The 24,987-nt window shown below is 59.7% G+C and carries 22 protein-coding genes; 8 read left to right on the top strand and 14 right to left on the bottom strand.

The window, feature by feature from the left end; all coding sequences use genetic code 11:
* The first annotated feature begins 13 nt into the window (after nucleotides 1–13).
* On the top strand, nucleotides 14–1,303 hold the full coding sequence (locus AQ621_RS12075; RefSeq protein WP_227508382.1) for a YeaH/YhbH family protein: 1,290 nt from the start codon (nucleotides 14–16) through the stop codon (nucleotides 1,301–1,303).
* The gene (locus AQ621_RS12080; RefSeq protein WP_058341656.1) at nucleotides 1,300–2,862 is read left to right on the top strand and encodes a SpoVR family protein; all 1,563 of its coding nucleotides are present in this window, start codon (nucleotides 1,300–1,302) and stop codon (nucleotides 2,860–2,862) included. The genes AQ621_RS12075 and AQ621_RS12080 overlap by 4 nt, the downstream gene beginning before the upstream one ends.
* On the opposite strand, the gene AQ621_RS12085 is transcribed toward AQ621_RS12080, so the two are convergent.
* Genes AQ621_RS12085 through AQ621_RS12095 form a run of 3 tightly spaced genes read right to left on the bottom strand, consistent with a single transcriptional unit; the run spans nucleotide 2,859 to nucleotide 5,253 of the window.
* Nucleotides 2,859–4,190 (bottom strand): sensor histidine kinase, encoded by a 1,332-nt coding sequence (locus tag AQ621_RS12085; protein ID WP_058341657.1) that lies wholly within the window; start codon nucleotides 4,188–4,190, stop codon nucleotides 2,859–2,861. The genes AQ621_RS12080 and AQ621_RS12085 overlap by 4 nt on opposite strands.
* Nucleotides 4,190–4,861, bottom strand: a complete 672-nt coding sequence (locus tag AQ621_RS12090; protein WP_058341658.1) for a winged helix-turn-helix domain-containing protein — start codon at nucleotides 4,859–4,861, stop codon at nucleotides 4,190–4,192. The genes AQ621_RS12085 and AQ621_RS12090 overlap by 1 nt, the downstream gene beginning before the upstream one ends.
* Nucleotides 4,858–5,253 (bottom strand): PepSY domain-containing protein, encoded by a 396-nt coding sequence (locus tag AQ621_RS12095; RefSeq protein WP_227508323.1) that lies wholly within the window; start codon nucleotides 5,251–5,253, stop codon nucleotides 4,858–4,860. The genes AQ621_RS12090 and AQ621_RS12095 overlap by 4 nt, the downstream gene beginning before the upstream one ends.
* Before the next feature lie 143 nt (nucleotides 5,254–5,396).
* On the opposite strand from AQ621_RS12095, the gene AQ621_RS12100 reads away from it, so the two are divergent.
* Nucleotides 5,397–5,861, top strand: a complete 465-nt coding sequence (locus tag AQ621_RS12100; RefSeq protein WP_058341659.1) for a PepSY domain-containing protein — start codon at nucleotides 5,397–5,399, stop codon at nucleotides 5,859–5,861.
* 164 nt (nucleotides 5,862–6,025) lie between these two features.
* Entirely contained in the window at nucleotides 6,026–7,471 is a 1,446-nt protein-coding gene (locus AQ621_RS12105) for a WS/DGAT/MGAT family O-acyltransferase (RefSeq protein WP_058341660.1), read from the top strand.
* A gap of 18 nt (nucleotides 7,472–7,489) precedes the next feature.
* On the opposite strand, the gene AQ621_RS12110 is transcribed toward AQ621_RS12105, so the two are convergent.
* Nucleotides 7,490–8,128: a TetR family transcriptional regulator gene (locus AQ621_RS12110; RefSeq protein WP_058341661.1), complete on the bottom strand. Its 639-nt coding sequence runs from the start codon at nucleotides 8,126–8,128 to the stop codon at nucleotides 7,490–7,492.
* A gap of 198 nt (nucleotides 8,129–8,326) precedes the next feature.
* Between AQ621_RS12110 and AQ621_RS12115 the strand changes: the two genes are divergently transcribed.
* Complete coding sequence (locus tag AQ621_RS12115) at nucleotides 8,327–9,433, top strand: ferredoxin reductase (protein ID WP_058341662.1); 1,107 nt, start codon at nucleotides 8,327–8,329, stop codon at nucleotides 9,431–9,433.
* Nucleotides 9,434–9,480: 47 nt separating this feature from the next.
* The gene (locus tag AQ621_RS12120; protein WP_058341663.1) at nucleotides 9,481–10,578 is read left to right on the top strand and encodes a fatty acid desaturase family protein; all 1,098 of its coding nucleotides are present in this window, start codon (nucleotides 9,481–9,483) and stop codon (nucleotides 10,576–10,578) included.
* Here the strand turns inward: AQ621_RS12120 and AQ621_RS12125 are convergent.
* Nucleotides 10,566–11,003 carry an RrF2 family transcriptional regulator gene (locus AQ621_RS12125; RefSeq protein ID WP_022987876.1) on the bottom strand — a complete coding sequence of 146 codons (438 nt, stop codon included), beginning with the start codon at nucleotides 11,001–11,003 and terminating at the stop codon, nucleotides 10,566–10,568. The two genes, AQ621_RS12120 and AQ621_RS12125, sit on opposite strands and share 13 nt — an antisense overlap.
* 25 nt (nucleotides 11,004–11,028) lie before the next feature.
* Nucleotides 11,029–11,421 carry a YbaN family protein gene (locus AQ621_RS12130; RefSeq protein WP_145840283.1) on the bottom strand — a complete coding sequence of 131 codons (393 nt, stop codon included), beginning with the start codon at nucleotides 11,419–11,421 and terminating at the stop codon, nucleotides 11,029–11,031.
* Between the two features lie 196 nt (nucleotides 11,422–11,617).
* Here AQ621_RS12130 and moaA point away from each other — a divergent pair, with 196 nt between their 5' ends.
* Entirely contained in the window at nucleotides 11,618–12,610 is a 993-nt protein-coding gene (gene moaA / locus AQ621_RS12135; RefSeq protein WP_058341664.1) for a GTP 3',8-cyclase MoaA, read from the top strand.
* 210 nt (nucleotides 12,611–12,820) lie between these two features.
* On the opposite strand, the gene AQ621_RS12140 is transcribed toward moaA, so the two are convergent.
* From AQ621_RS12140 to AQ621_RS12175, 8 genes are all read right to left on the bottom strand, one after another.
* Nucleotides 12,821–13,453: a nitrous oxide reductase accessory protein NosL gene (locus AQ621_RS12140; RefSeq protein ID WP_058341665.1), complete on the bottom strand. Its 633-nt coding sequence runs from the start codon at nucleotides 13,451–13,453 to the stop codon at nucleotides 12,821–12,823.
* A gap of 23 nt (nucleotides 13,454–13,476) precedes the next feature.
* Complete coding sequence (locus tag AQ621_RS12145) at nucleotides 13,477–14,307, bottom strand: ABC transporter permease (protein WP_022987872.1); 831 nt, start codon at nucleotides 14,305–14,307, stop codon at nucleotides 13,477–13,479.
* Nucleotides 14,304–15,236 (bottom strand): ABC transporter ATP-binding protein, encoded by a 933-nt coding sequence (locus AQ621_RS12150; protein ID WP_058341666.1) that lies wholly within the window; start codon nucleotides 15,234–15,236, stop codon nucleotides 14,304–14,306. Before AQ621_RS12150 ends, AQ621_RS12145 begins: the two co-directional genes overlap by 4 nt.
* The gene (locus AQ621_RS12155; protein WP_058341667.1) at nucleotides 15,233–16,501 is read right to left on the bottom strand and encodes a nitrous oxide reductase family maturation protein NosD; all 1,269 of its coding nucleotides are present in this window, start codon (nucleotides 16,499–16,501) and stop codon (nucleotides 15,233–15,235) included. Before AQ621_RS12155 ends, AQ621_RS12150 begins: the two co-directional genes overlap by 4 nt.
* Before the next feature lie 66 nt (nucleotides 16,502–16,567).
* On the bottom strand, nucleotides 16,568–18,463 hold the full coding sequence (nosZ, locus tag AQ621_RS12160) for a TAT-dependent nitrous-oxide reductase (protein ID WP_058341668.1): 1,896 nt from the start codon (nucleotides 18,461–18,463) through the stop codon (nucleotides 16,568–16,570).
* A gap of 82 nt (nucleotides 18,464–18,545) precedes the next feature.
* Nucleotides 18,546–20,711 (bottom strand): transcriptional regulator NosR, encoded by a 2,166-nt coding sequence (gene nosR, locus AQ621_RS12165; RefSeq protein ID WP_058341669.1) that lies wholly within the window; start codon nucleotides 20,709–20,711, stop codon nucleotides 18,546–18,548.
* A gap of 84 nt (nucleotides 20,712–20,795) precedes the next feature.
* Entirely contained in the window at nucleotides 20,796–21,545 is a 750-nt protein-coding gene (locus tag AQ621_RS12170; RefSeq protein ID WP_058341670.1) for a Crp/Fnr family transcriptional regulator, read from the bottom strand.
* A gap of 119 nt (nucleotides 21,546–21,664) precedes the next feature.
* Complete coding sequence (locus AQ621_RS12175; protein WP_058341671.1) at nucleotides 21,665–22,918, bottom strand: MFS transporter; 1,254 nt, start codon at nucleotides 22,916–22,918, stop codon at nucleotides 21,665–21,667.
* Between the two features lie 188 nt (nucleotides 22,919–23,106).
* On the opposite strand from AQ621_RS12175, the gene AQ621_RS12180 reads away from it, so the two are divergent.
* Entirely contained in the window at nucleotides 23,107–24,963 is a 1,857-nt protein-coding gene (locus tag AQ621_RS12180) for a histidine kinase (RefSeq protein WP_058341672.1), read from the top strand.
* The last annotated feature ends 24 nt before the right edge of the window (nucleotides 24,964–24,987 follow it).

Here is a 24,987-nt window from a genome sequence, read left to right on the forward strand (position 1 = left end):
CAGACCCATGGGTATGACCCACATTGTCGACCGGCGCCTGAACGGCAAGAACAAGAGCGCAGTGAACCGGGAACGGTTCCTGCGCCGGTACCGCCATCACATCAAGAAAGCGGTGTCGGATGCCGTTCAGAAGCGCTCCATTACCGATATCGAGCGGGGCGAGAAAGTCAGCATTCCGACCCGCGACATTGAAGAACCTATCTTCCACCATGGCCAGGGCGGCCGACAGGAAGTCGTGCACCCCGGCAACCAGGAATGGGTGGCCGGCGATACCATTGCCAAACCCCAGGGCGGTGGCGGTCAGGGCCAGGGTCAAGGCCAGGCCAGCCCGGATGGCGAGGGCATGGATGAGTTCGCGTTCCAGATTACCCAGGAAGAATTCCTGGAATTCCTCTTTGATGACCTGGAACTGCCCAACCTGGCCCGCAAGCAGCTTAAAGACACCGAAGCCTTCAGCTATGTCAGGGCCGGCTTTACCAGCCAGGGCGTTCCCGCCAAGCTGGACGTGGTGCGGTCCCTGCGGGGCGCCCATGCCCGGCGGCTGGGCCTGGGCGGCGCCCGCAAGAAGAAGATCAAGGACCTGGAAAAGCAGCTGGAAGCCCTGAAAAGCGCTCCCGATGACCTGGACCCTGCCTTCAGCCACGAAGACCAGATCAAGGTGCTGGAAGAGGAAATCGCGCGGCTGAAAGCCAACGTCAAACGCATTCCGTTCATCGATGAAATCGACCTGCGCTACCGCCAGCACCAGAAGCAACCGAAGCCCGCCACCAGCGCCGTCATGTTCTGTCTGATGGACGTGTCCGGCTCCATGACCCAGATGCACAAGGACATCGCCAAGCGCTTCTTTATCCTGCTGTATCTGTTCCTGAAGAAGAACTACAAGAAAATCGATGTGGTGTTTATCCGGCACCACACCAGCGCCAAGGAGGTCGATGAAGAAGAATTCTTCTACAGCCGGGAAACCGGCGGCACCATTGTCTCCAGCGCCCTGAAACTGATGCACCGGATTATCGAATCCCGCTACTCGCCGGCGGAGTGGAATATCTATGCGGCCCAGGCCTCTGACGGCGACAACTGGAACGATGACTCGCCGGTGTGCGGCAAACTGTTGTCAGAACGCATCCTGCCCCTGGTGCAGTATTACTCGTACATCGAGATCACTCCCCAGGACCACCAGATGCTCTGGTACGAATACGAGAAAATCCTGGAACAGTTCCCGCAAAGCTTTGCCATGCAGCAGATTGCAGACCCTGCTGACATTTACCCGGTATTCCGACAGTTGTTCGAGAGGAAAGCGGCATGAGCAGCCTGATTGATCGCCCGAACGCACCGGAAAGCGAGCAACCCAAGGCAGGTATGCCCATTTCCACCGGCTCGGAGTGGACCTTCGAGCTGATCCAGAAGTACGACGAGGAAATCGCCAAGTGCGCGGCCGAGTTTGGCCTCGACACCTACCCGAACCAGGTAGAGGTGATTACCGCCGAGCAGATGATGGACGCCTACAGCTCCGTCGGCATGCCGGTGGGTTATCACCACTGGTCCTTCGGCAAGCAGTTCCTGCAAACCTCCAAGGGCTACCAGCGCGGGCAAATGGGCCTGGCCTATGAAATCGTGATCAACTCCAACCCCTGCATCGCCTACCTGATGGAAGAGAACACCCTGCCCATGCAGGCGCTGGTGATCGCCCACGCCAGTTACGGCCACAACTCCTTTTTCAAAGGCAACTACCTGTTCCGCACCTGGACCGATGCCAGCGCCATCATCGATTACCTGGTGTTCGCCCGCAATTACGTGGCGGAATGTGAGGAACGCCATGGCGTGGATGCAGTGGAAGAAATCCTCGATTCCTGCCACGCCCTGATGAACTACGGCGTCGACCGGTACAAGCGCCCTGCCCCGATTTCCGCCGCCGAGGAAGCCAGGCGCCAGAAGGAGCGGGAAGAGTACCAGCAACGGCGGCTGAACGACCTGTGGCGCACCATTCCCAGAGCGGAGGAAGACGACCCGGTCAAACGCAAACCCCGCTACCCGGCAGAGCCCCAGGAGAACCTGCTGTACTTCATCGAGAAGAACGCGCCACTGCTGGAAACCTGGCAGCGGGAGCTGGTGCGCATCGTGCGCAAGCTGGCCCAGTACTTTTACCCTCAGCGCCAGACCCAGGTGATGAACGAGGGCTGGGCTACCTTCTGGCACTACACCCTGCTACACCGCTTGTACGAAAAGGGCCTGGTGACCGACGGTTTCATGCTGGAATTCCTGCAAAGCCACACGGCGGTGGTGTACCAGCCACCGTTCAACAGCCCCTGGTATTCCGGCATCAATCCTTACACCCTGGGCTTTTCCATTTTCACCGACCTGCGGCGGATCTGCGAGAACCCCACCGATGAAGACCGGGAATGGTTTCCGGACATCGCCGGCAAAGACTGGCTGGAAACCGTGCATTTCGCCATGCGTAACTTCAAGGACGAGAGTTTTATCCAGCAGTTCCTGTCGCCCAAGGTGATGCGCGATCTCAAACTCTTCGCGATCGAAAACGACGACCAGGAAGACCACTACACCGTCACCGCCATTCACGACGACCCGGGCTACCGGGTTCTCCGGGAAAAGCTGGCCCGCCAGTACAACCTCAGTTACCGGGAGCCGAACATACAGGTGTGGAATGTGGATGTGCGCGGCGACCGCTCACTGACCCTGCATCACATCCCGGTGGACCGGGTGCCGCTGGGACAGGAAACCGACGAAGTACTCCGGCACGTGCACCGGTTGTGGGGGTTTGATGTACACCTGGAAAGCGTAGATGAGGGCCGAATCGTAGCGGCGCACCACTGCCCGCCCCGTAACGACGATGCCGCCGACGACTAAACCGGGAAAATGGCCTTGGCCCGCAACCCGCCCAGCGGCGAGGGGCCAAGGTCCAGGTTGCCGCCGTAGAGCTCCACCAGCTCTTTCACAATCGCCAGGCCAAGGCCAGAGCCGGAGCGGCTTTCATCCAGCCGGGCGCCCCGGGTGAGGGCCTGTTCAATGTCGTCGGCCGACAAGCCCGGACCATCGTCCTCGATCACCAGTTCCAATCCTTCCACACCAAGCCGGGCAGAGAAACTTACCCGGTTTTCCGCCCAGTTGATGGCATTTTCCAGAAGGTTACCGGCAATTTCCTGAAGATCCTGCTGTTCAAAGCGGACCATGCCGGAACCGTTGATATGCAGATCAAGAACCAGCCCCCGACGCCCGGCGAGTGTACCCAGGGCGGACAATACCGGCTCCAGCGCGTCAGCCAGGTCTACACCACCCAATGCCGCCGGCCCGGCGGCAGAAGCCCGTGCCAGATGATGGCGCACGGCGTCGTCAATGCGAGCCAGCTCGGTACGGAACGCGGTTCTTTGCTCATCCGGCAATTTGTCACTCAGGGTGGTCAGCACCGAGACTGGCGTTTTCAGCGCATGGGCCAGGTTACCGGCGGCAGTGCGGCCCCGGTCAATCAGCACCTGGTCGCGCTGAAGCACCTGGTTCATGGCATCCGCCAGCTTTGCCAGTTCATCCGGCAGGTCCGTAGTCAGGGAACGGGCCCGGCCCGCTTCCATGGCGCGCAGATCCTGCTCAAGCCGCCGTAATGGAGCCAGCCCCCAGCGAATCTGAAGGCCTATCATCAATAACAGCAAGACCCCCAGGGTGGTCAGCGATATCGCCAGCAACCGGTTAAACCGCGACACCTGGGTATCCACTTCCGACAGGTCAGCCGCAACAGACACCGACAACCAGCCATCAAAGGCCGGTAACTGTACATCCCGCTCCACCAGGCGGAGCCTCTGCTCCCGCGGCCCCGGAACGTCCACCCAGTCCGGCCCGCGGCCACTGACCTGGGGCAAGCGCTGATCCCACAGCGAACGGGAGGTGATAACCTGGCCGCTGTTATCGTTTACCTGCCAGTACCATCCGGAGTACGCCCGCTCAACGCGGGGATCACCCAGCTGCGAACCCGGGGTCAGTTCACCGGTTTGCGGGTCGAATTCGATGCCGGCAATCACTACGTTCAGGAAGGACAGCAGGCGCTCGTCGAAGGACTGGCTCACAGCCTGCCGGACATTCCAGGCCAGCAGGGTGCCGGCCAGGGGTAAGATAACCAGCACCAGAACCAGCGCGGACACCAGCATTCGAACCGCCACCGGCCAGCGGCGCAGACGTGTAAGCATCAGGCAGGTTCCCCGCCACCACGCATCCGGTAACCCTGCCCGCGTACGGTTTCGATGGCATCGGCACCGAGTTTGCGCCGTAACCGGCTCACCTGCACATCGATCACATTGGAATCCGGCTCCTGGTCGCCGTCATAGACGTGCTCGGATAATTCGGTGCGGGAAACAATTCTGGGAGCCGCATGGATCAGGTGTGATAACAGCCTGAACTCCTGGGCTGTCAAAGACACCGGCATGCCGGAACGGGTAACCTGCCCTGCGTGGGTATCAAGCGCAATGTCGCCCACGGTAATCACCGGGTGGGCATGGCCATGGGCCCGGCGCACAAGGGCCCGCAGGCGGAACAGGATTTCGGCGGTTTCAAACGGTTTGGTGACATAGTCATCGGCTCCGGCGGAAAAACCGGCCGCTTTGTCAGACCACCGTTCCCGGGCGGTCAGAATCAACACCGGCAAATCAATGCCCCTTCCCCGCCAGCCGGCCAGCCACTGGCTACCGTTGCCATCGGGCAAGCCGAGATCGAGTACCACCGCATCGTAGCGCTCGGTACTCACCAGGAAATCTGCGCTGCGGCCGTCCACGGCCACTTCCACCAGCAACCCGGCTTCGCGCAGGGCACCAGCCAGGCCTTGTGCCAGTGCGGTATCGTCTTCAACCAGGAGAATCTTCATCGTCGCTCCATGCCCCGGATATTCCGGCCCTCAATCTCCAGAACCTCGCCAGTCCGGGCGTTCACCTCAAACTCCACCACCTGCCCCTGGGGGCCTAGCAGTTCGATCTCATAAATAATCTGGCCGTCGTCTTTTTCGATATCCACATCAATCACATCCCCGACCCAGTCCCGGGCCAGGCTGTCGAGAATCTCGCTCAGGGGTTTGATGCGGCCGGCTTCCACCTCATGGTGCAGGCGACGCCAGTCATCGTCATCGTCGGCGCAGGCGACCTGCGCAAAGGGCACGGTGCCCGCGACAAGCAGCGCCAGCAGTAGCGCTCGAACCACCCGGCGGGAAAACCGGTCTGCGGGCAATAAGGGCGGAGAAAAACGGTCTTTGTCCATGCTCATTATGGTGACAAAAGTCAGATGAACGAATCATGAATGAGCCTATCACGATGCTGAAAGCCCTGCCCCGTTAATCTGGCCCCAGGCTGGTAGCCAACAGGGCAGAACCGGCAGGTTTCAAAACACAGAGAAACAAGGAGAACACCATGAAAAAGACCCTTACCATCGCATTGATCAGCGGCCTTGTCGCAGCCCCCGCAGCCTTTGCCAAGGGCAGCTTTGAAGACGCCGAACGCATGCTGCAGGTTGGCAGTGACTACGGCATCACCCACTTCCAAAGCATCGAGTTTGACGACGACCGGGCCGATGACATCGAGATCGAAGGCTGGATGGGCCAGGACTGGTTTGTGGAACTGGACCTGAACGGTAACGGTGACATCGAGCGGGAACAGCGCCGCAAGCCCAGAGGCGAGTCGTATGGCCTGACCGCGCAGGAAGTCCAGGTCTTTCTGGATGCCGCCCGCGGGCAGGGCATGGAAACCATCGAAGAGCTGAAAATCAAGCGTAACGGCGACATCGAGGTAGAAGGCAACGATGACAGCGGCCGGGAGCTGGAAGTGGACTTCCGTACCGGCAGCCTGGAACCCGTGAAAGTCGAGCGGGACGACTAAACCGAACCTTGAAAGCGCCTCTAGCCACCCTGCTCACCGGCCAGATAGCAGGGTGGCTGGACAATCGTCTTACCACCTCGGTTTTTGATCGTTTGCGGGCCGCTTAGCCAGTATACTTGCAGGCAACAACCATAAATTGAACGACTGGCGGAGAACAAAACGGAATGAAACGGCTCGCAACACTGGACGCCTCCTGGCTGGCTGTGGAATCTGAAGACACCCCGATGCACGTGGGCACCCTGCAGATTTTTTCATTGCCGGAAGGCGCACCGGAAACCTTCCTGCGGGACATGGTTGCCCGCATGAAAGATGCCGGTGATGTAGCACCACCCTGGGGTTACAAGCTGGCCTGGTCTGGTTTTCTCGGACGACTGCTTGCCCCGGCCTGGAAGGTCGACAAGGATATCGACCTCGACTACCACGTACGCCACTCTGCCCTGCCCCGCCCGGGCGGCGAACGGGAGCTGGGCATCCTGGTGTCGCGCCTGCATTCCAATCCGCTGGATTTCTCCCGCCCCCTGTGGGAATGCCACGTAATTGAAGGGCTGGAGAACAACCGCTTTGCCCTGTACACCAAGATGCACCATTCCATGATTGATGGCATCAGCGGCGTGCGGCTGATGCAACGGGTGCTGACCACCGATCCGGACCGGGTCAATATGCCGCCGCCCTGGACCGTGCGCCCGGAGCGGCGCCGTGGCAGCAAAACCGACCCGGAGGCGAGCGTGCCTGCAGCTGTTTCTCAGGCCATGGATGCCCTGAAACTGCAGGCCGACATGGCGCCACGCCTGTGGCAGGCCGGCAACCGCCTGGTGCATTCGGTTCGCCACCCTGAAGATGGCCTGACCGCCCCGTTTACCGGCCCGGTCTCTATCCTGAACCACCGGGTTACCGGCCAGCGCCGTTTTGCCACCCAGCATTACCAGCTGGACCGCCTGAAAGCCCTGGCCCAGGCGTCCGGCGGCTCCCTGAACGATATTGTGCTGTACCTGTGCGGCACCGCACTGCGCCGGTTCCTGCTGGAGCAGGACAGTGTGCCCGCCATCCCCCTGACCGCGGGCATTCCCGTCAATATCCGCCCGGCGGATGACGAAGGTACCGGTACCCAGATCAGCTTCATGATTGCCTCCCTGGCCACCAACGAGGCCGACCCGCTGAACCGCTTGCAGCAGATCAAGGCTTCTACCCGCCGGGCCAAGGAACACTTGCAAAAGCTGCCCAAGAGCGCATTGACCCAGTACACCATGCTGCTGATGTCACCCTATATTCTGCAGCTGATGTCGGGGCTGGGCGGCCGCATGCGGCCGGTGTTCAACGTAACCATCTCGAACGTGCCGGGGCCGGAAAAAACCCTGTACTACGAGGGTGCAAAGCTCGAAGCCATGTTCCCGGTCTCGTTGATTGCCCACGGCGGCGCCCTCAACATCACCTGCCTGAGCTATGCCGGCTCGCTGAACTTCGGGTACACCGGTTGCCGGGACACCCTGCCGAGCATGCAGAAGCTGGCGGTGTACACCGGAGAGGCACTGGATGAACTGGAAAGCCTGGTGCTGCCGCCCAGGCCGAAGAAGCCGCGGTCAACGGCAAAGAAGAAAAAGCCTGAGGCCTGATTAAAACCTGAGGCCCGATTAAAGTGCGGTGCCGGATTCACTCTGCCAGTGTCCGGCACCCACGAAGATCATCTGCAGGAAGCGGGAAGTGCGCTTGCGTACCTGGCCAACCTGGTAATCATCATCCGCAGCGATACTGAGCAGGTCCGTCAGGCTGAAGGCAACGGTACGAACCACCAGGTCACAGGTCATATCCAGGTCGGCATCGCTCAGATGCTGCATCAGCCGAAGCCGGCGTAGATCGTTGGCAAGCTCACTGGCAAAGAACCGCATTTCACTGCGAATCCCTTCCTGAACCGCCCGGCTTTCACCCGCCAGCCCCTGGGCCATAAACATGAAAAAACTGCGATTGGCCTGGGCATGGGCTACAAATATACCCACGGACTCCTCGATCAGCTTGTCTGCCTGCAATACATTCCCCCTGGCCTCACGCATCATCCGGCGTAACACCAGCCCCAGCTCGTCCACCAGCTGCAGGCCCAGGTCGTCCATGCTCCGGAAATGGCGATAAAATGATGTAGGCACCACCCCCGCCTGACGAGTCACCTCCCGGATACCCAGACTGGCAAAATGCCGCCCCTTACCCACCAGCTCCAGGGCTGCACTCATCAGTTTTTCCCGGGTTTCTCCCGGCCTGCGCCGTTGTTTGTCTGCCATCTTTTACCCGTACCGCGTTTATCAGGTTCACAAGTGTACACATTAGACCGTAGAAAAACCCTTCCAGCTTGTCATTTCGAGCCAACACTCCGGGCAGGTAATTGTTGAAAGTCAAACTTGTGTGTACAGTCGTACACATTAGTGAACACTTGTACACATAGACCCGTACAAGGCACCCGACAAACACGGAGAACGAACATGCTGGCACGACTGACACAAACCAAGGCATTGCACTGGCTTGGCCGGCAATTACTGAACCGGGACGACCCCGCGGCGTGGCTGGACCCCCTCGCGGGTGCCATCAACCCGATGTGGGTACAGGAGTACACACCAGCCCGGGTAGAACGCATTATGGCCGAAACCGCCGACACCAAAACCTTCGTACTCAAGCCCGCCAGCCGGTGGACCGGCTTCGAGGCCGGGCAGCATGTGAACATCTGTACCGAGATCGACGGTATTCGGCGCACCCGCACCTTCAGCCTGTCCAGCTCACCGGAGCTGTGGCACAAACAGGGCCTGATTACCCTGACCATTAAACGCCTGCCGGGCGGCCTGGTTACCAACTGGCTGCACGACTCCCTGAGCGAAGGCGATATCCTCGGCCTGGCCGATGCCTTCGGGGAGTTCCTGGTTCCGCAGCCCGCCAAACCCGTGCTGTTTATCGCCGGCGGCAGCGGCATTACCCCGGTTCTCAGCCAGCTGGAAACCATGGCCGCCAGCCACTACCCGGCGCCGGTTACCCTGCTGTATTTCGTGCGCACCGGTAACGACATTATTGGCCGGGAAAAACTGGAGGCCATCGCCGCCCGTTATCCCGGGCTGAACCTGAACATCATTGCCACCCATGAAGGCAAGGAACCCCGCTTCCTCTGCGATGCAGACCTGGAAGCGATTGACGGGCTGAAGGAACGCGAAGCCTACCTGTGCGGCCCGAAAGGCCTGATGGACCTTGCGACGGAATTGCTGCAGCAGCGTGGCCTTGCCGAATCGCAGATGCACAGCACGTTTTTTGCGCCCCCTGCCCCGGCCGCCCTGGATAACGACCAGCTGGGTGGTGAGGTCAGCTTTACCCGCAGCAGCGTGAATGTGGGCTCCGAAGGCGATGCCAACCTGCTGGAAATTGCCGAAGCCGCAGGCCTCAAGCCCCGTTACGGCTGCCGCATGGGCATCTGCCACCAGTGCAGCTGCCGCAAGACCAGCGGCACCGTGGTTAACCGTTTGACCGGCAAGGTATCCGGCCCCGGCGAAGAAAGCGTCCAGCTTTGTGTTTCCGTGCCCCGCGGGCCGGTTCAGATAGACGTATAACCCCAAATTTTTGCGTTGCGGCCGGAGCGCCGCAGGGAGAAAGCATTATGAAAAAGCTTAGCGAAGAACAACTGAACGGCCTCCAGCAAGACCTGGATGCCATCCGCGATGAAGTGCTGGCTGACCTGGGCGAGCGGGATGCCACCTACATCCGCAAGATCATCCGCCTGCACCGCACCCTGGAAGTGGGTGGCCGGGTGATGATGCCTTTTGGCTTCATACCGCCGGTCTTTGTAGCGGCCACTGCCAGCCTGGGTATCGCCAAGATCCTGGAAAACATGGAAATCGGCCATAACGTGATGCACGGCCAGTACGACTGGATGAACGATCCGGCCCTGAATTCCCAGACCTACGAATGGGACACCGTGTGCACCAGCGAATCCTGGCGCCAGACCCACAACTACGAGCACCACACCTACACCAACATCATCGGCAAGGACCGGGATTACGGCTATGCCGTGCTGCGCTTGGGCGATGATGTGAAGTGGCACCCGGGGCACCTGCTGCAGTTCGTGAACTACATCCTGCTGACGGTACTGTTCCAGTGGGGTGTGGGCGTGCATGAACTGGAGAGCGAGAAAATTCGCCGGGGTGAGTTGCGCTGGCGCGACAAGCTGCCGTTCCTGAAGGACTTCGCCCGCAAGGGTGGCCGCCAGGCCTTCAAGGATTATGTCTTCTTCCCGCTGCTGACCCTGCCCGTGGCCCCGATTGTGCTGGCCGGTAACGTGGGCGCCAACCTGATCCGGAACATCTGGGCATCCACGGTTATCTTCTGCGGGCACTTCACTCAGGATGCGGAAACCTTTACCGAGGAAGAGTGCGAAGGCGAGAGCAAGGGCCACTGGTACCTGCGTCAGCTGAGTGGCTCATCCAACTTTACCGGCGGCAAGTGGCTGCATGTGCTGAGCGGTCATCTGAGTTACCAGGTGGAACACCACGTATTCCCGGACCTGCCGGCCCACCGTTACCCGGAGATTTCCGCGAAGGTACAGGAAGTGTGCAAGAAGTATGACATTCCCTATAACACCGGCAGCTTTGCCAAACAGTACGGCACCGTGCTGAGCCGGATAGCCCGATTCTCCCTGCCGGATGCGGTCAGAACCCGCCTGGAACAGCGGGGAAGTGGCCAGCTTCAGGCAATCTGAAGCAGGCGAACCAACTGTGGCCGGTGCTGATCGCGGATCACATCGGCCAGAGTGTATTTATCGAGCACATCCAGGAACGCATTCAAGGCCTCACTGAACATGTGCTTGAGGCCGCACACCGGGGTAATCTTGCAGGCATTGTTGGAGGACAGGCATTCCACAATACTCAGATCCTGCTCGGTTTCCCGCACCAGGATTCCCACATTGATTTCGTCCGGGGACATGTGCAGGCGCATGCCGCCTTTCTTGCCGCGTACAGTCTCTATGTAGCCTTTCTTGTTCAGCTGGTGCACCACCTTCATCAGGTGGTTCTTGGAAATCTCGTAGCTGTCGGCGATTTCCTGGATAGTTGCCAGCCGGTCACCCTGTTCGGCCAGATAGATCAGAACCCGGAGTGAATAGTCTGTGTAACGGGTGATATGCATTTAATACTCCAAGGGGCCGTGCGGTTCAGCAGGACGGCCGGCTTATCAAGTAAGCGGCGATTGCCGAAAGACACAGGCCGGAAATTGTCAGTACCAGCAGGGGCGAGCCGAGCGCCAGCAGCATAGTCCAGCTCAGAGCCATCATTCCCAGGGCCAGCAGTTTCGCTTTCAGGGGGATGGCTCGCCGTTCCCGCCACTGTTCAATGGCAGGGCCAAACGCCGGGTGCTGCTCCAGCCACAGGGCAAACGCCGGCGACCCTTTGCTGGCAAAAAAGGCGGCCAGCAACACAAAGGGCGTGGTCGGAAGCAGAGGCAACACTACGCCAGCTAACCCGAGCAATGCCGAGATATACGCAAGAATCCGGAAACCGGTTTTGTTTGGCTGTGCGGCCATCATGCGGGCCTCGTGACCGTTCATACCTGTATCCATTCTACCGTGATTAAGGAATAGGGTCTTGCTTTCAGTTTAGCGCCTATAACCTGCATAAAAAATACCCATTAATGGTTGTACGGTGGTAGCGGTGTTTATCCTTACCCAGGTCTCGGAATCTGTCTCAGGCTTTGCCATACTGCATCTATACTCATAACCATGTGTTGCAACAGGAATCCCCCAGATGCCCGCAAACCAACTGACAGACCGCTTCGGCCGCACGGTGAACTATGTTCGCCTGTCGGTGACGGATCGCTGTGACTTCCGTTGTGTTTACTGTATGGCTGAAGAGATGGTGTTTCTGCCCCGCAGCCAGATTCTCTCGCTGGAAGAGATTGCCCGGGTGGCCCGTAACTTTGTGGATCTTGGCACCGAGAAGATCCGCCTGACCGGGGGTGAGCCCCTGGTTCGCAAGGGTGTCCTGGACCTGGTCAGGGAAATCGGCAGTTATGGCCTGCGGGACTTCGCGATGACCACCAACGGCAGCCAGTTACCGGAGATGGCGGATGAGCTGCGCCGGGGTGGGCTGCACCGCCTTAATATCAGCCTGGATTCACTGGATGCTGACAAGTTTCACCGTATAACCCGCACCGGCAAATTGAGCCAGGTGCTTGATGGCATTGAAGCCGCCCGGGAGGCGGGCTTTCGGGGTATCAAGCTGAATACGGTGGTGATGAAGGGCCGGAACGACGTGGAAGTGCCGGAACTGATCGAGTTCGCCCGGAAGAAGCAGCTGGATATCACGTTTATCGAGGAGATGCCGCTGGGGGAAATTTCCGAGCACGACCGTGGGCTGGCCCTGTGTACCAGTGCCGAGGTGCGGGATATTATCCGCCAGCGCCATGAGCTGATTCCCGCTACCGAGGATTCCGGCGGGCCTGCGCGCTATTACCGGATGCCGGACAGTCCGGTTCGGGTGGGTTTTATTTCTCCCCATTCCCATAATTTCTGCGACACCTGTAACCGGGTTCGGGTTACGGTGGAGGGGCGGCTTTTGCTGTGCCTGGGGAATGAGCATTCGATGGATTTGCGGGAGGTTCTGCGGGAGTTTCCCGGGGATGATGAGAAGCTTCGGCAGGCGATTATTTCGGCGATGGATTTGAAGCCGGAGCGGCATCACTTTTCTTCGGAGGGGGAGGTGCAGATTCTTCGGTTTATGAATATGACCGGCGGCTGACCCTTGGAGTGGGCGCAGGTGAGGGGGCGGCTTCCAAAAACCGCTCCTTGCGGCACGTCCATGTGGCGCTTCTGCTCCGCCATCCATGGCTCCGCACATTTTTGGAAGCCGCCCCCTCACCCGCGCTTTCGTGCTTTGGTGGCATAGTCCACAGAACAGACTAATCCTGCCTCCCTGCTCTATCCTGAACTGTTTTTCCCTGTTTCTGCTTCAGTGGTCCATATTGTGACCGCTGTGGTCTTCTTCCATGTTGTCGTCGCCAGCCATTCCGGCTTCTTCAGCCATGTCCATATCGTGTCCATCATGCATACCTTCCATGCCACCCATGTCGTGCATGGTCATGCCGGCGTTGAGGTGCTCCATGGTGATATCTGCAAAGGCGAAGACTTCTCCGCCATGTTCTGAGGCAAAGTCAGCCGCTTCGGTCTCGGTGGCGAAGGAGGCCAGGGTCGGGCCCATGGCGCCGGAGCGTTCGGAGCCGACGACGTAGAAGGCTTCACGGGCGTCGATCAGTTGGGTGTCGTCCGGGTGTTCCCAGTCGGTCTGGGCCATGTTGTGGACGTACAGGGTGTGATCGCGGTTTTCGTTTTCCGGCTGCAGGAACCAGGCGAACATGTCTTTGGTGGAGCAGAACTTGCGGGTGTGCTGTTCGCGCTCGGTGAAGGCCTGGCCTTTGGGGCCCGGGAAGTTGGTGATGACCATGCCGCATACGTGGCATTCGTCGCCGGATTCGAAGTGGACGGGGTCGGGCTTGGCGACGACTTCCTGTTCACCGCCGGAGCAGCCGGCGAGGATGACGGCAGCCAGGGCGGCGAGGAGCCATTTGCTGAAGTGGGTTGTCATGGGTCAGTGCTCTCCGGTGAGGGTCAGATTCTTCGGTTTTTGAACAGTAACAGGGCGCCGCCCAGGGGAACGGCACACCATACCAGCAGGCCGAGCCACAGGCCGCCGGCGCCGATGGGCAGGTCGGAGCCCAGGCTTAGGACGCCGCTCAGCTGGCTGCTGTCGCCGAAGGCGACGATGTTGAGCAACCGGTAGATGTCGGTGGGGTTGAGCATCAGCAGCCAGGGCAGTAATTCGGGGTTGAGTTTGCCTTCGCTGGCCACCAGGACGCCCAGCAGCATCAGGTCAAAGATCAGGACAAAGAAGAACCAGATCGCCAGGGCCATGCCGGCGGCGACGGGCTTTTCGCTGACCCGGACGCTGACCAGGTACGCCAGGGCGATAAAGCCCCAACCCAGCAGGATAGTGGAGCCGATGAAGCGCCCCATGGCCACGGCCAGGGCGCCGATGCCGACGTCTTCTACCAGGACGGCAATGGCAATGCCCGCTACGCCAAAGCCGATCAGGGTGGCGAGGGCCAGGGTCAGGCCATGGCCCATGAATTTGCCCAGCAGCAGCTGGCTTTTGCTCAGCGGGTAGGTCATCAGCAGCAACAGGGTGCCGCCTTCTTCTTCACCGACGATGGCATCGTAGGCCAGCAGCAGGGCGATCAGGGGGATCAGGAAGATACCCAGGCTGGCCAGGCTGGCGATGGTGGCGGGGGTGGAGGCGTAGCCTACCTGCCCGGAAGCGGCCGCGCCGAACCAGGCAATACCCAGTGCCAGGGTGGCGAAGACCACAGAGATTGCTACCAGCCAGCGGTTACGCAGGCTATCGCTCAGTTCTTTGCGGGCGATGGTCCAGATTGCGTTCATTGGCTGCCTCCACGATGTGCCAGGCCGCCGGAGCCGATGAAGTGCACGTAGATGTCTTCAAGGCTGGGCTGGTGAATGCCCAGGTCGGCTACTTCGCCGGAGTTCATCAGGGTCTGGATCAGGGGCATTTTTTCCAGGGGTCTCACGTCTACCTGCAGTCGTCCGTTATCGGTTTTCATCATCAGGCCGGTGCTCTCCCCTGCCTGTTCGATCACTTTTTCGAGCGCCGCCAGGCTGTTGCTGGGCAACAGGCTCAGGGTAACCGGCATGTTGGCTTGCTGCCTCAGGGATGGCAGGTCACCGGCGGCTTTCAGGGCGCCTTCGGTCAGAATGGCGGCGCGGTCGATGTAGGGTTCAACACCCGGCAGTACGTGGGAGCACAGTACGATGCCGGTGCCTTCGTCGCGCAGGTCACGCAACAACCGGTACAGGTCTGCGGTAGCCACCGGGTCCAGGCCGACGGTGGGTTCGTCCAGCATCAGCAGTTTGGGCTTGCCGAGTAGGGCCTGGGCCAGGCCCAGGCGCTGGCGCATGCCCTTGGAATAGGTTTTGGTGCGGGCGTCCATGGCGTCACCCAGGCCCACCTGCTTCAGCAGTTCCGGCACCTGGCGCAGGGGCGCGCCTTTCAGGCGGGCAAAGTGGCTGAGAATTTCCCGGCCGGTCAGCTGCGGGTAGAACATCACGTTCTCCGGCAGGTAGCCGATATGCTGGGTCACGTTCGGGTCGCCGGCCTCACCATCGAGGACTGACACCTTGCCTTCGGTAGGCTTCATCAGCCCCAGGATCAGTTTGATCGAGGTGGTCTTGCCAGCCCCGTTGTGGCCGAACAGGCCGAGAATTTCTCCCGGTTCCAGCCGCAGGTCAACACCGTGCAGCACCGTCGCCTTGTCGTAACGGTGGCTGACGTTATCAAGTCGAAAACAGTTCATCGGATCTCCGATTCCAGGTACTCGGGAATTCGCATCAGCGGATGGGGGTCACTCACACCGGCAGATTTCACTACCGGGAAGGCATCCTGCACCCAGCGCAGGGTGTCGACCGCAGGGCTGAACATCAGCACCTTGGCTTCCGGGTATTTCCACAGCAGCCGGTCCACGTTGTCGTTGGGCTCATAGGGTACATCGCCCAGGCCGTCCTGGTTGCGGTCCCAGCCCAGGTAGTCACTCCAGAAATTGCCTTTGCCTTCTTTGGCCCAGGACTGGGTGCGGGTGGCCACATACTTGACCTGGCGCTCGTTGTTCACGAAGGCGTTGTTGAAAACTTCGTTGTCTTCCGAGCCGGCGGTCAGGTGAATGCCGATGTTGCTGTCGGCAAACAGGTTGCCTTCGAAGGTGTTATACAGGGAGTTATAGATAAACACGGCCTTGCCTTCGCCCCCGGTAATCATCACGTCACCGGTCTGCCCTTCAGACACGCCCTTCACCACGTTGCCCCGCAAGGTGGAGTTGGTGATGAAGTTCATCAGGATTCCGTAGTTCTGGTCGTCTTCCGAGCGGTTGTTGATGACGGTCAGGCGCTTGCTCTGCATCAGGGCATAGCCGGTGCGGGTGCCTCGGGTAAGGTTGCCTTCCAGCAGGTTGTTCATGGAATACATGTAGTGGATGCCATACCGCAGATCCGTCATCACATTGTTGAGGATCTTGTTGTTATTGGCGGTTTCGATGTAGATGGCATCACGGGTCTGGCTGATGTCGTTGTCTTCAATCAGCGCCCCGGTGGTATTGAACAGGTGGATACCGTTGCCCCGGTCCTGGGACCGCAGGCTGATATCGCCTCGAATTCGGTTGTTGCGCACCGTCACATCCGGTGTCGCATCCAGCCAGATGCCGAAAGCCGGCCCCTGCAGCTGGTTGTTCTCGATGGTGGATCCCCTGGCTTCCCGGGCGACAAAAATGCCCGCGTCCAGTTCGTTCAGGTCCTTGCCCCAGTTGCGCACCGTGCAGCCGGATAAAGTGACTTCCTCGGCCAGGATATGCACAGCGTTGCCCTTGCCCCCGCCATCAATCACAGTGTCTGGCGCGCAGGACACAGTAACACCCGGCACCCTGACAGCCAGTGGCGAAAGTGTTTCGGGAGGAAGTTCGATGGCCGAACCCGGTTCCAGGTTATCAAGCTGCTGTTGCAGGTTCGCATGAGCGGCAAGCGATAAGAGAGCGACTGACAGGGCCACCCCATAACGCAGAATCTGGTACATCAAATGTTCTCAGAAAAAGGTGAAGGCAGGAGCCCCGAAACCGGGACTCCTTGCCAGGAGCAGTGATCAGGCCTTTTCGACCAGCATACGACCGCCCATTTCCATGTGCAGCGCATGGCAGAACCAGTTGCAGTAGTACCAGTACACACCGGGCTTGCCGGCCGTAAAGGTAACAGACGCTGTCTGCTGCGGGCTGATTTCCATGCTAACACCGTGGTTTACCATACAGAAGCCGTGGGTTACGTCTTCGATGGTATCCAGGTTGGTTACGGTAACCGTCACTTCGTCACCTTCTTTCACCTTGAACTCGGTCATACCGAACTGCGGCGCTACAGAGGTCATGTAAACACGAACCTTGTTGCCGTCGCGGATAACCTTGTTGTCGGCTTCCAGGGTGATGCCGTCTTTCTTGGCACGCTCCACAGTCGGGGCGAAGAAGGCATCGTCACGGTCCCAGATCTTCTTGGTCTTGATCTGGTCACGACGCACCAGGATACAGTCGTGCGGCTCGGCAAAGGTCGGGCCATCGTGTACCAGCTTCATTTCCTCACCGGAAATGTCGATCAGCTGGTCGTTCTCCGGGTGCAGCGGGCCAACCGGCAGGAAGCGGTCCTTGGAGAACTTGGACAATACCACCAGCCACTTGCCGTCGGCGTCGCGGGACTCGGTCAGAGACGCGTGGTTGTGGCCCGGCTGGTAGTGAACATCCAGCTTCTGGCGGATGTAGTTCACTTCTTCGCCGTTGTAGTGCTTGATGGCATCGGCAATGTTCCACTTACATACCTGGCTGTCGATAAACAGCGTGGTGTAGGCGTTGCCACGACCGTCGAAGGTGGTGTGCAGGGGCCCAAGTCCCAGCTCCGGCTCGGCCACGATGGTGTCACGCAGCTCGATCTTGTCGTCAAACAGATCGTCCAGCTTGTCGATCTGGATAACGGAACAGGTCGGAGACAGCTTGCCGTTGGCGATGAAGTACTTGCCATCCGGAGACGTGTTCAGACCGTGCGGGTTCTTCGCTACCGGGATGTAACGGGTAACGTCGGACTTGCCGCGGCCGTCTACAACCGGAACCTTGGAGTTGCCGATGGTCTTGAAGTTACCGGCCTTGATGGCGGCTTCAATACGCTCGACGTTGAACACAACCACCCAGTCGCGGTCGTTACGCATGGTGCCGGCCAGGTCGTTGGCTTTCTCGGAGTTGTAGCAGGTAGAGGCTGCGTACTTACCGGTGTAGTCGGCATCGGTGTTATCCAGGTTGCCGTCTACGATTACCTGCCAGGCGACTTCCATGGTGTCCGCGTCGATCGCGTTGAACATGGTGTAGCTGTTTTCCAGGCTGTATTCGCTGCCGTCGTTCGGCTGCGGAATAACAAACTCGGCGTTGCAGAAGACATACTTGGTGCGCGGCACTTTCTGCAGACGCAGACCGTGAATGGCCTGGACGTTCGGAATGTGGGTGATCTTGTCCGTCTTCATGATGTCCAGACGGATACGGGCTACACGGGTGTTGGCCTTGTCGTTGATGAACAGGTACTTGCCATCATAACGGCCATCTTCCATGGAGATGTGCGGGTGGTGGCAGTCGCCGTTCAGGTACTGCTGGTCGCCGCCGAGAATTTCTTTACTCTCGTTGGTGATACCCCAGCCAGTAGCCGGGTCCACGTTGAATACCGGAATCCGCATCAGTTCGCGCATGGACGGCACGCCCAGAACACGTACTTCACCCTGGTGGCCACCACTCCAGAAACCGTAGTATTCGTCCAGTTCGCCGGGCTCGACGTGAATCTTGTTCTTGGCTTCCTTGGCGGCAGCGGCGAACGATTCACGGGTCATGATGGATGAACCAAGACCGGTTGCGCCGGCTACGCCTGCGAGCGCTGCGGCGCCCATAAAGCGACGACGGCTCAGACCACCTTCCGGTGCCTCCGGCGTGTCCTTGGTCAGATCATCTCTTTTTTTCATAGCATCCAACTCCGTTATTGGTTATGGCGGTTATTGCTTCTCATGGCTTTCCGGGGCCTTATGTTTGGCTCCTCGGGACTACTCAGCTCACCTGTACCACCGGGATTTCTTCCGGGCGGCCGGGTGCGTTCTGACCACGGCGCTTGCCACGGCGCTTAACAATCAGCGGCGGGCACTTGTGGTCATCGAAATAGGTCATCTGGCAATCCAGGCAGTAGTGGCATTCCATGTAGTTGATGGTGCCATCCGGGTGGATCGCCTGTACTTCACACTCGTGGTCACACAGGCGGCAAGGGTTACCGCACTCCTTGCGGCGCTTGAGCCAGTCGAACACACGCAGCTTGGTGGGCAGCGCCAGCGCGGCACCCAGCGGGCACAGATAGCGGCAGTACACCTTACGGGTGAAGATATTCACCACCAGCAGCAGCACGGCGTAGGTCACAAACGGCCAGCTACGGTCGAAATGCAGGGTGATAGCGGTTTTGAACGGCTCCACCTCGGCCATCTGCTCAGCGGTGGCCATGGACTCCAGGGACACACCGAACAGCACCAGCAGGATGATGTACTTGATCGCCCACAGCCGCTCATGCCAGGCAAACGGCACGGTGTACTGGGGCACCTTCAGCTTGCGGGCAATTTCGTTGATCAGCTCCTGCAGGGCACCGAACGGGCACAGCCAGCCGCAGTAAACCGCACGGCCCCAGAGCAGCACGATGCCGGCAACCACAGACCAGAGGATGAACAGCATCGGGTCGATCAGGAAGGTTTCCCAGGTAAAGCCGCTGATCAAACTGTTCACGAAGGTCAGCACGTTCACGATAGACAGCTGCCCCAAAGCGTACCAACCGATGAAGAACAGGGTGTAAACCAGGAAGCCGTGACGGATCCAGCGCATCATCTTCGGCTTCTGTACCAGCCAGTCCTGGAAGAACAGGATGAACAGCAGCACGGCAATGCCTGCGCCCAACACCATCAGCTGGAACTCTTTCTGGTACCACACCTGCACCCACAGGGGCTGCTCTTCCAGCCACTCTTCTTCGGTCAGAACCGGTTCGGCACGGGTGTAATACTGGTCCGGCAGCTGGTATTCCAGCGGGAATACCGCGAATTCGCTGTCCAGCGGGCCGGTCTGGCGCTTGACTGTCAGCTCCAGGGACCAGGGAGTACCCGGGTCAAACTTGTACTGCTGCCGGGCAATAAAAATGGCCATCTCGGAAAAGTCAGGCATGCCCTCGGCATAGACATCACTGAGGCGGTAAAAGTCGAGATCCCGGAAGTTGAAGGTGTCACCAAACTGGCGAATCTGCACCCGGTCAAAGATACCGCCACGAACGTAGCCGGAACCTTTGAAGGAGTACTCGCCATTGGCCATCACCGCGATGGCGTGCTCATCCTCTTCCAGCTCGGACATCAGCCACTGGTACTGGCTCTCGCCCAGCAGGTTGCGGCCGATGGTGGGGGCATTCAGGTAGGTGGCGTACAGGTCGATCAGCGCGTCGTCCCGCTCATCCGGAGCGGCAGCTTCCACACCTTCAGCGGGGCCGCCGATAAAGGCGTCGTCCACGGTACCGCGGGTCAGCAGCAGGCGGCGAACGGAGCCGTCACCGGTCAACTCGTCCCAGGTCTTGTCCTGGAACGACTCGGTGTCTACTTCCGCTACCGGCGGGCGCTTGCTGCCTGCATTCACTTCGATCAGGCCCAGTTCGCCACCTACGCGGTGGGCGGTGCGCATGATCACTTCATTGATCACCATCACGGTCACCGTGGCACCGGACAGGCCATCTACCGCCACACGGCGCTCGGATGACTTGCCACCTACCGTTACCCTCTGGTCTGCTTTCAGCCCGGCGTACTGGTCGGTGAAGTCATGCATTTTTTGCTCGGGAATACCGATCAGCAGGATCGGTTCGTCGTGGTGGATAACCTTGGAGCCTTTGATCACCCCTTCTGTATCCAGCACCACCATGGCGTTCAGGGGCTTGCCGGAATAGGCCGGAGTCTGGACAAAATCGATCGTCTGATAGGCATAGCCCACCAGCTCTTCCCCGGCATAAAGTTCCTGTACGGCCCGGTTACCCTCAACCGGGCTGAAATCAGTCACCTCGGGAATGGCTCTCTCGATCACCTGGCGCCCGGCCAGGGGGTCATAGTCAGAGAGGGGTTGGGCGGAAACGGTGCTGGCCAGAAACAACAGCAAGAAAGACAAAGCAATCCGGGTGACAGCAATCACAAAGAATTCCCCAAACATGTTTGAATGACTACAAGGGTGGACGAGATTCCTGATAAATCAAATACCTCTATGGGTATAGAGGTCCGAAGGCCTCAACCGGAATCAGAGACTGAGATCCATCAACCGCTGGGGGTCGGCGATGAACAGGCGGCTGCGATTAACCCGCACCAGCCCGCTGGACTTCAGGTCGGCCAGAATCCGTGAGAAGGTTTCCGGCTGCATGGCAAGGCGGGAGGCTACCAGGCACTTGGGCAACGGCAATTCCACTTCTCCACCACTGCGAGTTCCCTCCGGCAGCAGATCGATGAGATAGCGCACCAGGCGGTCACGGGCGCTCTGTACCGTCATGATTTCCAGGTCATGGAACCGGGTTACCGCACGCTGGGCATAGTGGCGCAGCGCAGCCTGTGCGTATTCCGGGTGCTGGGTGAGCAAATCCTGATAGGCCTTCACCGGGATCATCAGCACTTCGCTGGATTTCAGCGCTTCGGCATAGCAGGCGTACTTGGGCGGGTCTGCATAGATCATCACCTCGGCAAAGCAGTCACCGGGCGCAAGGCTGTCCAGGGTGCGATCGATGCCGGAGGAGTCCAGGCGGTACAGCCGCAGCCGGCCGGAGATGACAAAGAAAAAATGGTGAGCCGGCATATCCTGGCGATACAGCAGCTGGTGATGGCCCAGGCGAAGCCGGCGGGACTGCTGGATCAGCCCGTCGAGATCTTCGTCTCGCAGAGTGCGGAACAAGGTGTGGTTACGGAGCGCATCAACGCCGTCCTGTTCGCTCAGGGTCTGGTTTACGGCTACCAGTACGGGCTTGGAGTATCGGTTGTCTGCAACTTGCATCATGGCCATCAGTGTATCCCCTGTGCATTTTCATGCATACAAAATCATTGTTTTAATACTAGAGGGTAGACACGCCGAATTCCCTCCCCCGATGGGGGTATCCGGGCAATTACCGCCTGACATTTGATCTAACTCAAATATTGATAAACGCGATGGCGGGTGCCTACCGCAAACATCAGCAGGCAAAGCCCTAAAAGACCGAACAACAGCATGAAAACCGCCGTGCGGATGCCCAGCCACTGGTTGATGGCACCAAAGGCCACGGGCAGCAGGAAGGCCACGGAGCAAGCGCTCACCAGCAACAGGCCGGCAAACAGCGACGCCTCGGCCCGGTTGGCCAGTATGACCTCCCGCTGCAAACTGCCCATGGCGCAGCCCAGGGCCACCCCCAGAAGGATAACCAGCCCCCGCTCCAGGATAACCGGCAACGCGAAGTTGACCACGATATCCCCTTCCACCCCGCGGATGTGCAGGGTCATGGGCGGGTAGGACAACACAAACAGGGCAACCAGGCTGGCAATCAGTGCCAGGGCGGTCACCGGGGTGCTGCCCAGCCGGTCTGACAGCGCACCGCCGGCAATCTGGGCCAGCGCGCCGGGAATAACAAACCACTGGGCCATGCGGGCACCCGCCCCCAGCTGCAAGCCGAACTGGGCAGAGAGAAAGTCCGGCAACCAGAGGGCAAGGGCAAAAAAGCTGCCGGCCACCACGCCGAAATACAGGCACAGCGGGAGCGAGCGCCCGTTACGCAGCAGTTCGGACACCGGCCGGCCGGCATAGCGAGCTCCTTCTGCGGAGCCATACTGGCGTGCGTCAGTGAGCAGTAGCACCAACGCAATCACCAGCAGCAGCACGATCAGGTAGGCCAGGGGCACCCCCTGCCAGGAGTATGCCTCGTGGAACAGCGGAACCAGGTAATAGTTAAAGGCCGCACCGGTAACCCCGGCGCCAAAAATTCCGAGAACCAGCCCCAGCCTTTGCCGGCAATGGCTGGTCACATAATGCAGGCCGGCACTGTAAAAACCGCCCGCCAACCCAAGGCCCGCGGCCACAATCAGGTGTGCAGGGTAACTGTTGGCCACCAGCAGAAGCGCCATACACAATGCCAGGCCGGTAAGGCAAAACAGCATGACTGCCCGGGCACCGAAACGCCGGGCACACAGGCCCGCCGGAATGGCCAGCAGGGCGCTGACCGCCATCGGCGCCGCCAGCAGCACTCCGAACTGGACACTGGACAGCGCCAGCTGGGCCTTCACATGCACGCCCGCCACCGCAAACAGCGTCCAGCAACCGGCAGCCACCACAAAGCCTGCCAGTGCCAACGGCAATACCACCGCCAGCGAGGCCAGTTCTTCGTCGTCCTGTTCCGGGAGCGCGTGCATTTATTCACCCTGCAAAACACCAATCCTCAGTCTCGGCTTTTACGTAGCGCAAGGTCAAAAGCTATGATGGGTTACCAACTATCGGGGTAATTGACTATCCTCAAAGAGGTATCCCGAGTAGCGGCTTTCAGCCATAATCCGTTCGAAGCTGCCTTTTATATGACTATTATCCGGAACACCTGCTACGCATGACCTCCAGAAGCCCGCTGGTAAACCGACTGGCCGTTGCGATCGGCGCTATTGTTCTGACCGCCATTGTCAGCATGGCCACTACCCTCGGCATTTCCAGCAGCATCGAGGGCAACGCGACCGCCATTAACCAGGCCGGCGCCCTGCGCATGGCAGCGTTCCAGCTTGCAGCCCGCTCCGCCACTACAGACCTGACCAACGGCGATGCCAGTATCGAAGCCCAGACAGCCAGCTACCAGAACCGGCTGGAAACCTCCGCCATTGTGCGCTCCATACCACGCAGCACCGACCACCCGCTGGCTCTGCAGTACCAGAAGGTCAAGCAGTTGTGGCTGACCCGGCTGAAGCCGGAAATCGAGCAGCATGAGGCCGGCACACCGCTGACCCCCGCTATCGTGGCATCCATCGAGCAGTACACCAGCGAAGTCGACCAGCTGGTTGCCATGCTGGAACAACGCACGGAAGCCCGTATCGACCTGCTGCTGCTGATCCAGATCATCAGCATGATTTTTTCCATCCTGATTGTGATGGCACTGTTCCTGGACCTGAAAAACCGGGTACTCCGCCCGCTGCGCAAACTGATCCACATTGCCACTGCCGTGGGTGAGCAGGACTTCTCCCACAAGGCCAACCTGAAAGGCAACGACGAACTGGCCCGGTTGGGCCAGGCCTTTGACCAGATGACCAGCGAACTGGCCCTGACCTACTACGAACTTGAAAGCCGGGTACAGCGGAAAACCGAAGAACTGGAAATCAGCCACTCCGCCCTGCAGGCCATGCACGTTGCCAGCCGCGGCCTGTTCGCCAACCACGACCTGTGCAGCGGTGCCATTCCAATCCTGCAGGAGCTGGAGCGGCTTCTGGGCATCGGCCCTATCCGCCTGTACCTGCATGAAAAAGGCTCACCAGAACCCATCGAGGCGGTAACCACCGCCACCAGCAAGCGCCCGTTCTACTGCCGGGACCACCACTGCAATGCGTGCCTGGTCACACCCGAGGTGTACGACGACCTGCCACTGGAAGGCAACGACGGCCGTCGCCTGTTGCTGCCCATCCGCACTCCGGGCCAATTGCTGGGCACACTGGAAGTCTGGTACCCCGCAGACAAGGGCCTGCCGGACATGTCCCGCCGACTGCTGGAAACCATGACCGACCAGCTGGCCACGGCCATATTCCTGGAACGCCAGATTACCGAAGAGCAGCAACAAACCCTGGCCGAGGAGCGCACCGTCATCGCCCGGGAACTGCACGACTCCCTGGCCCAGTCCCTGTCCTACCTGAAAATGCAGGTAACACGGCTGCGCCGGCTCAATATCAGTGGTGACCAGGAAAAACTGCACAGCGAGATCCTGGACGAACTCAGCACCGGCCTGAACAGTGCCTACCGCCAGTTGCGGGAGCTACTGGCCACCTTCCGCCTGAAACTGGATACACCGGACCTGGCCAGCGCCCTGAGCAAAACCATCGATGAGTTCTCTGAACGGCTGGGCCGGTCGGTGGCACTGGAGTACAACCTGCCGCCCCAGACCCTGTCGCCCAACGAAGAGATCCACACCCTGCAGATTATCCGGGAAGGCCTGGCCAATGCTGTCAAGCATGCCGATGCCACCGACATTGCTGTAGAGGTCGTATTTGAATCTCCCAGAGTCTGTGCCCGTATCAGGGATAACGGCAAAGGCCTGCCCGGAGGCGGACAACCCGTGAACCACTACGGCATGGTGATCATGCAGGACCGGGCCAGGACTCTGGGCGGAACCGTAGAAGTGAAAAACCGGGAGGAAGGCGGCGTGGAAGTTGAGTTAACATTCGTTCCCAAAAGCCGGAACCTGATTGCCGTGCAGTCATCAACCGCCTGAACCGACAAATGCCTTAAACGAGAA

Source organism: Marinobacter sp. P4B1 (genome assembly GCF_001447135.1).
Taxonomy (GTDB): Bacteria; Pseudomonadota; Gammaproteobacteria; order Pseudomonadales; family Oleiphilaceae; genus Marinobacter; species Marinobacter vinifirmus.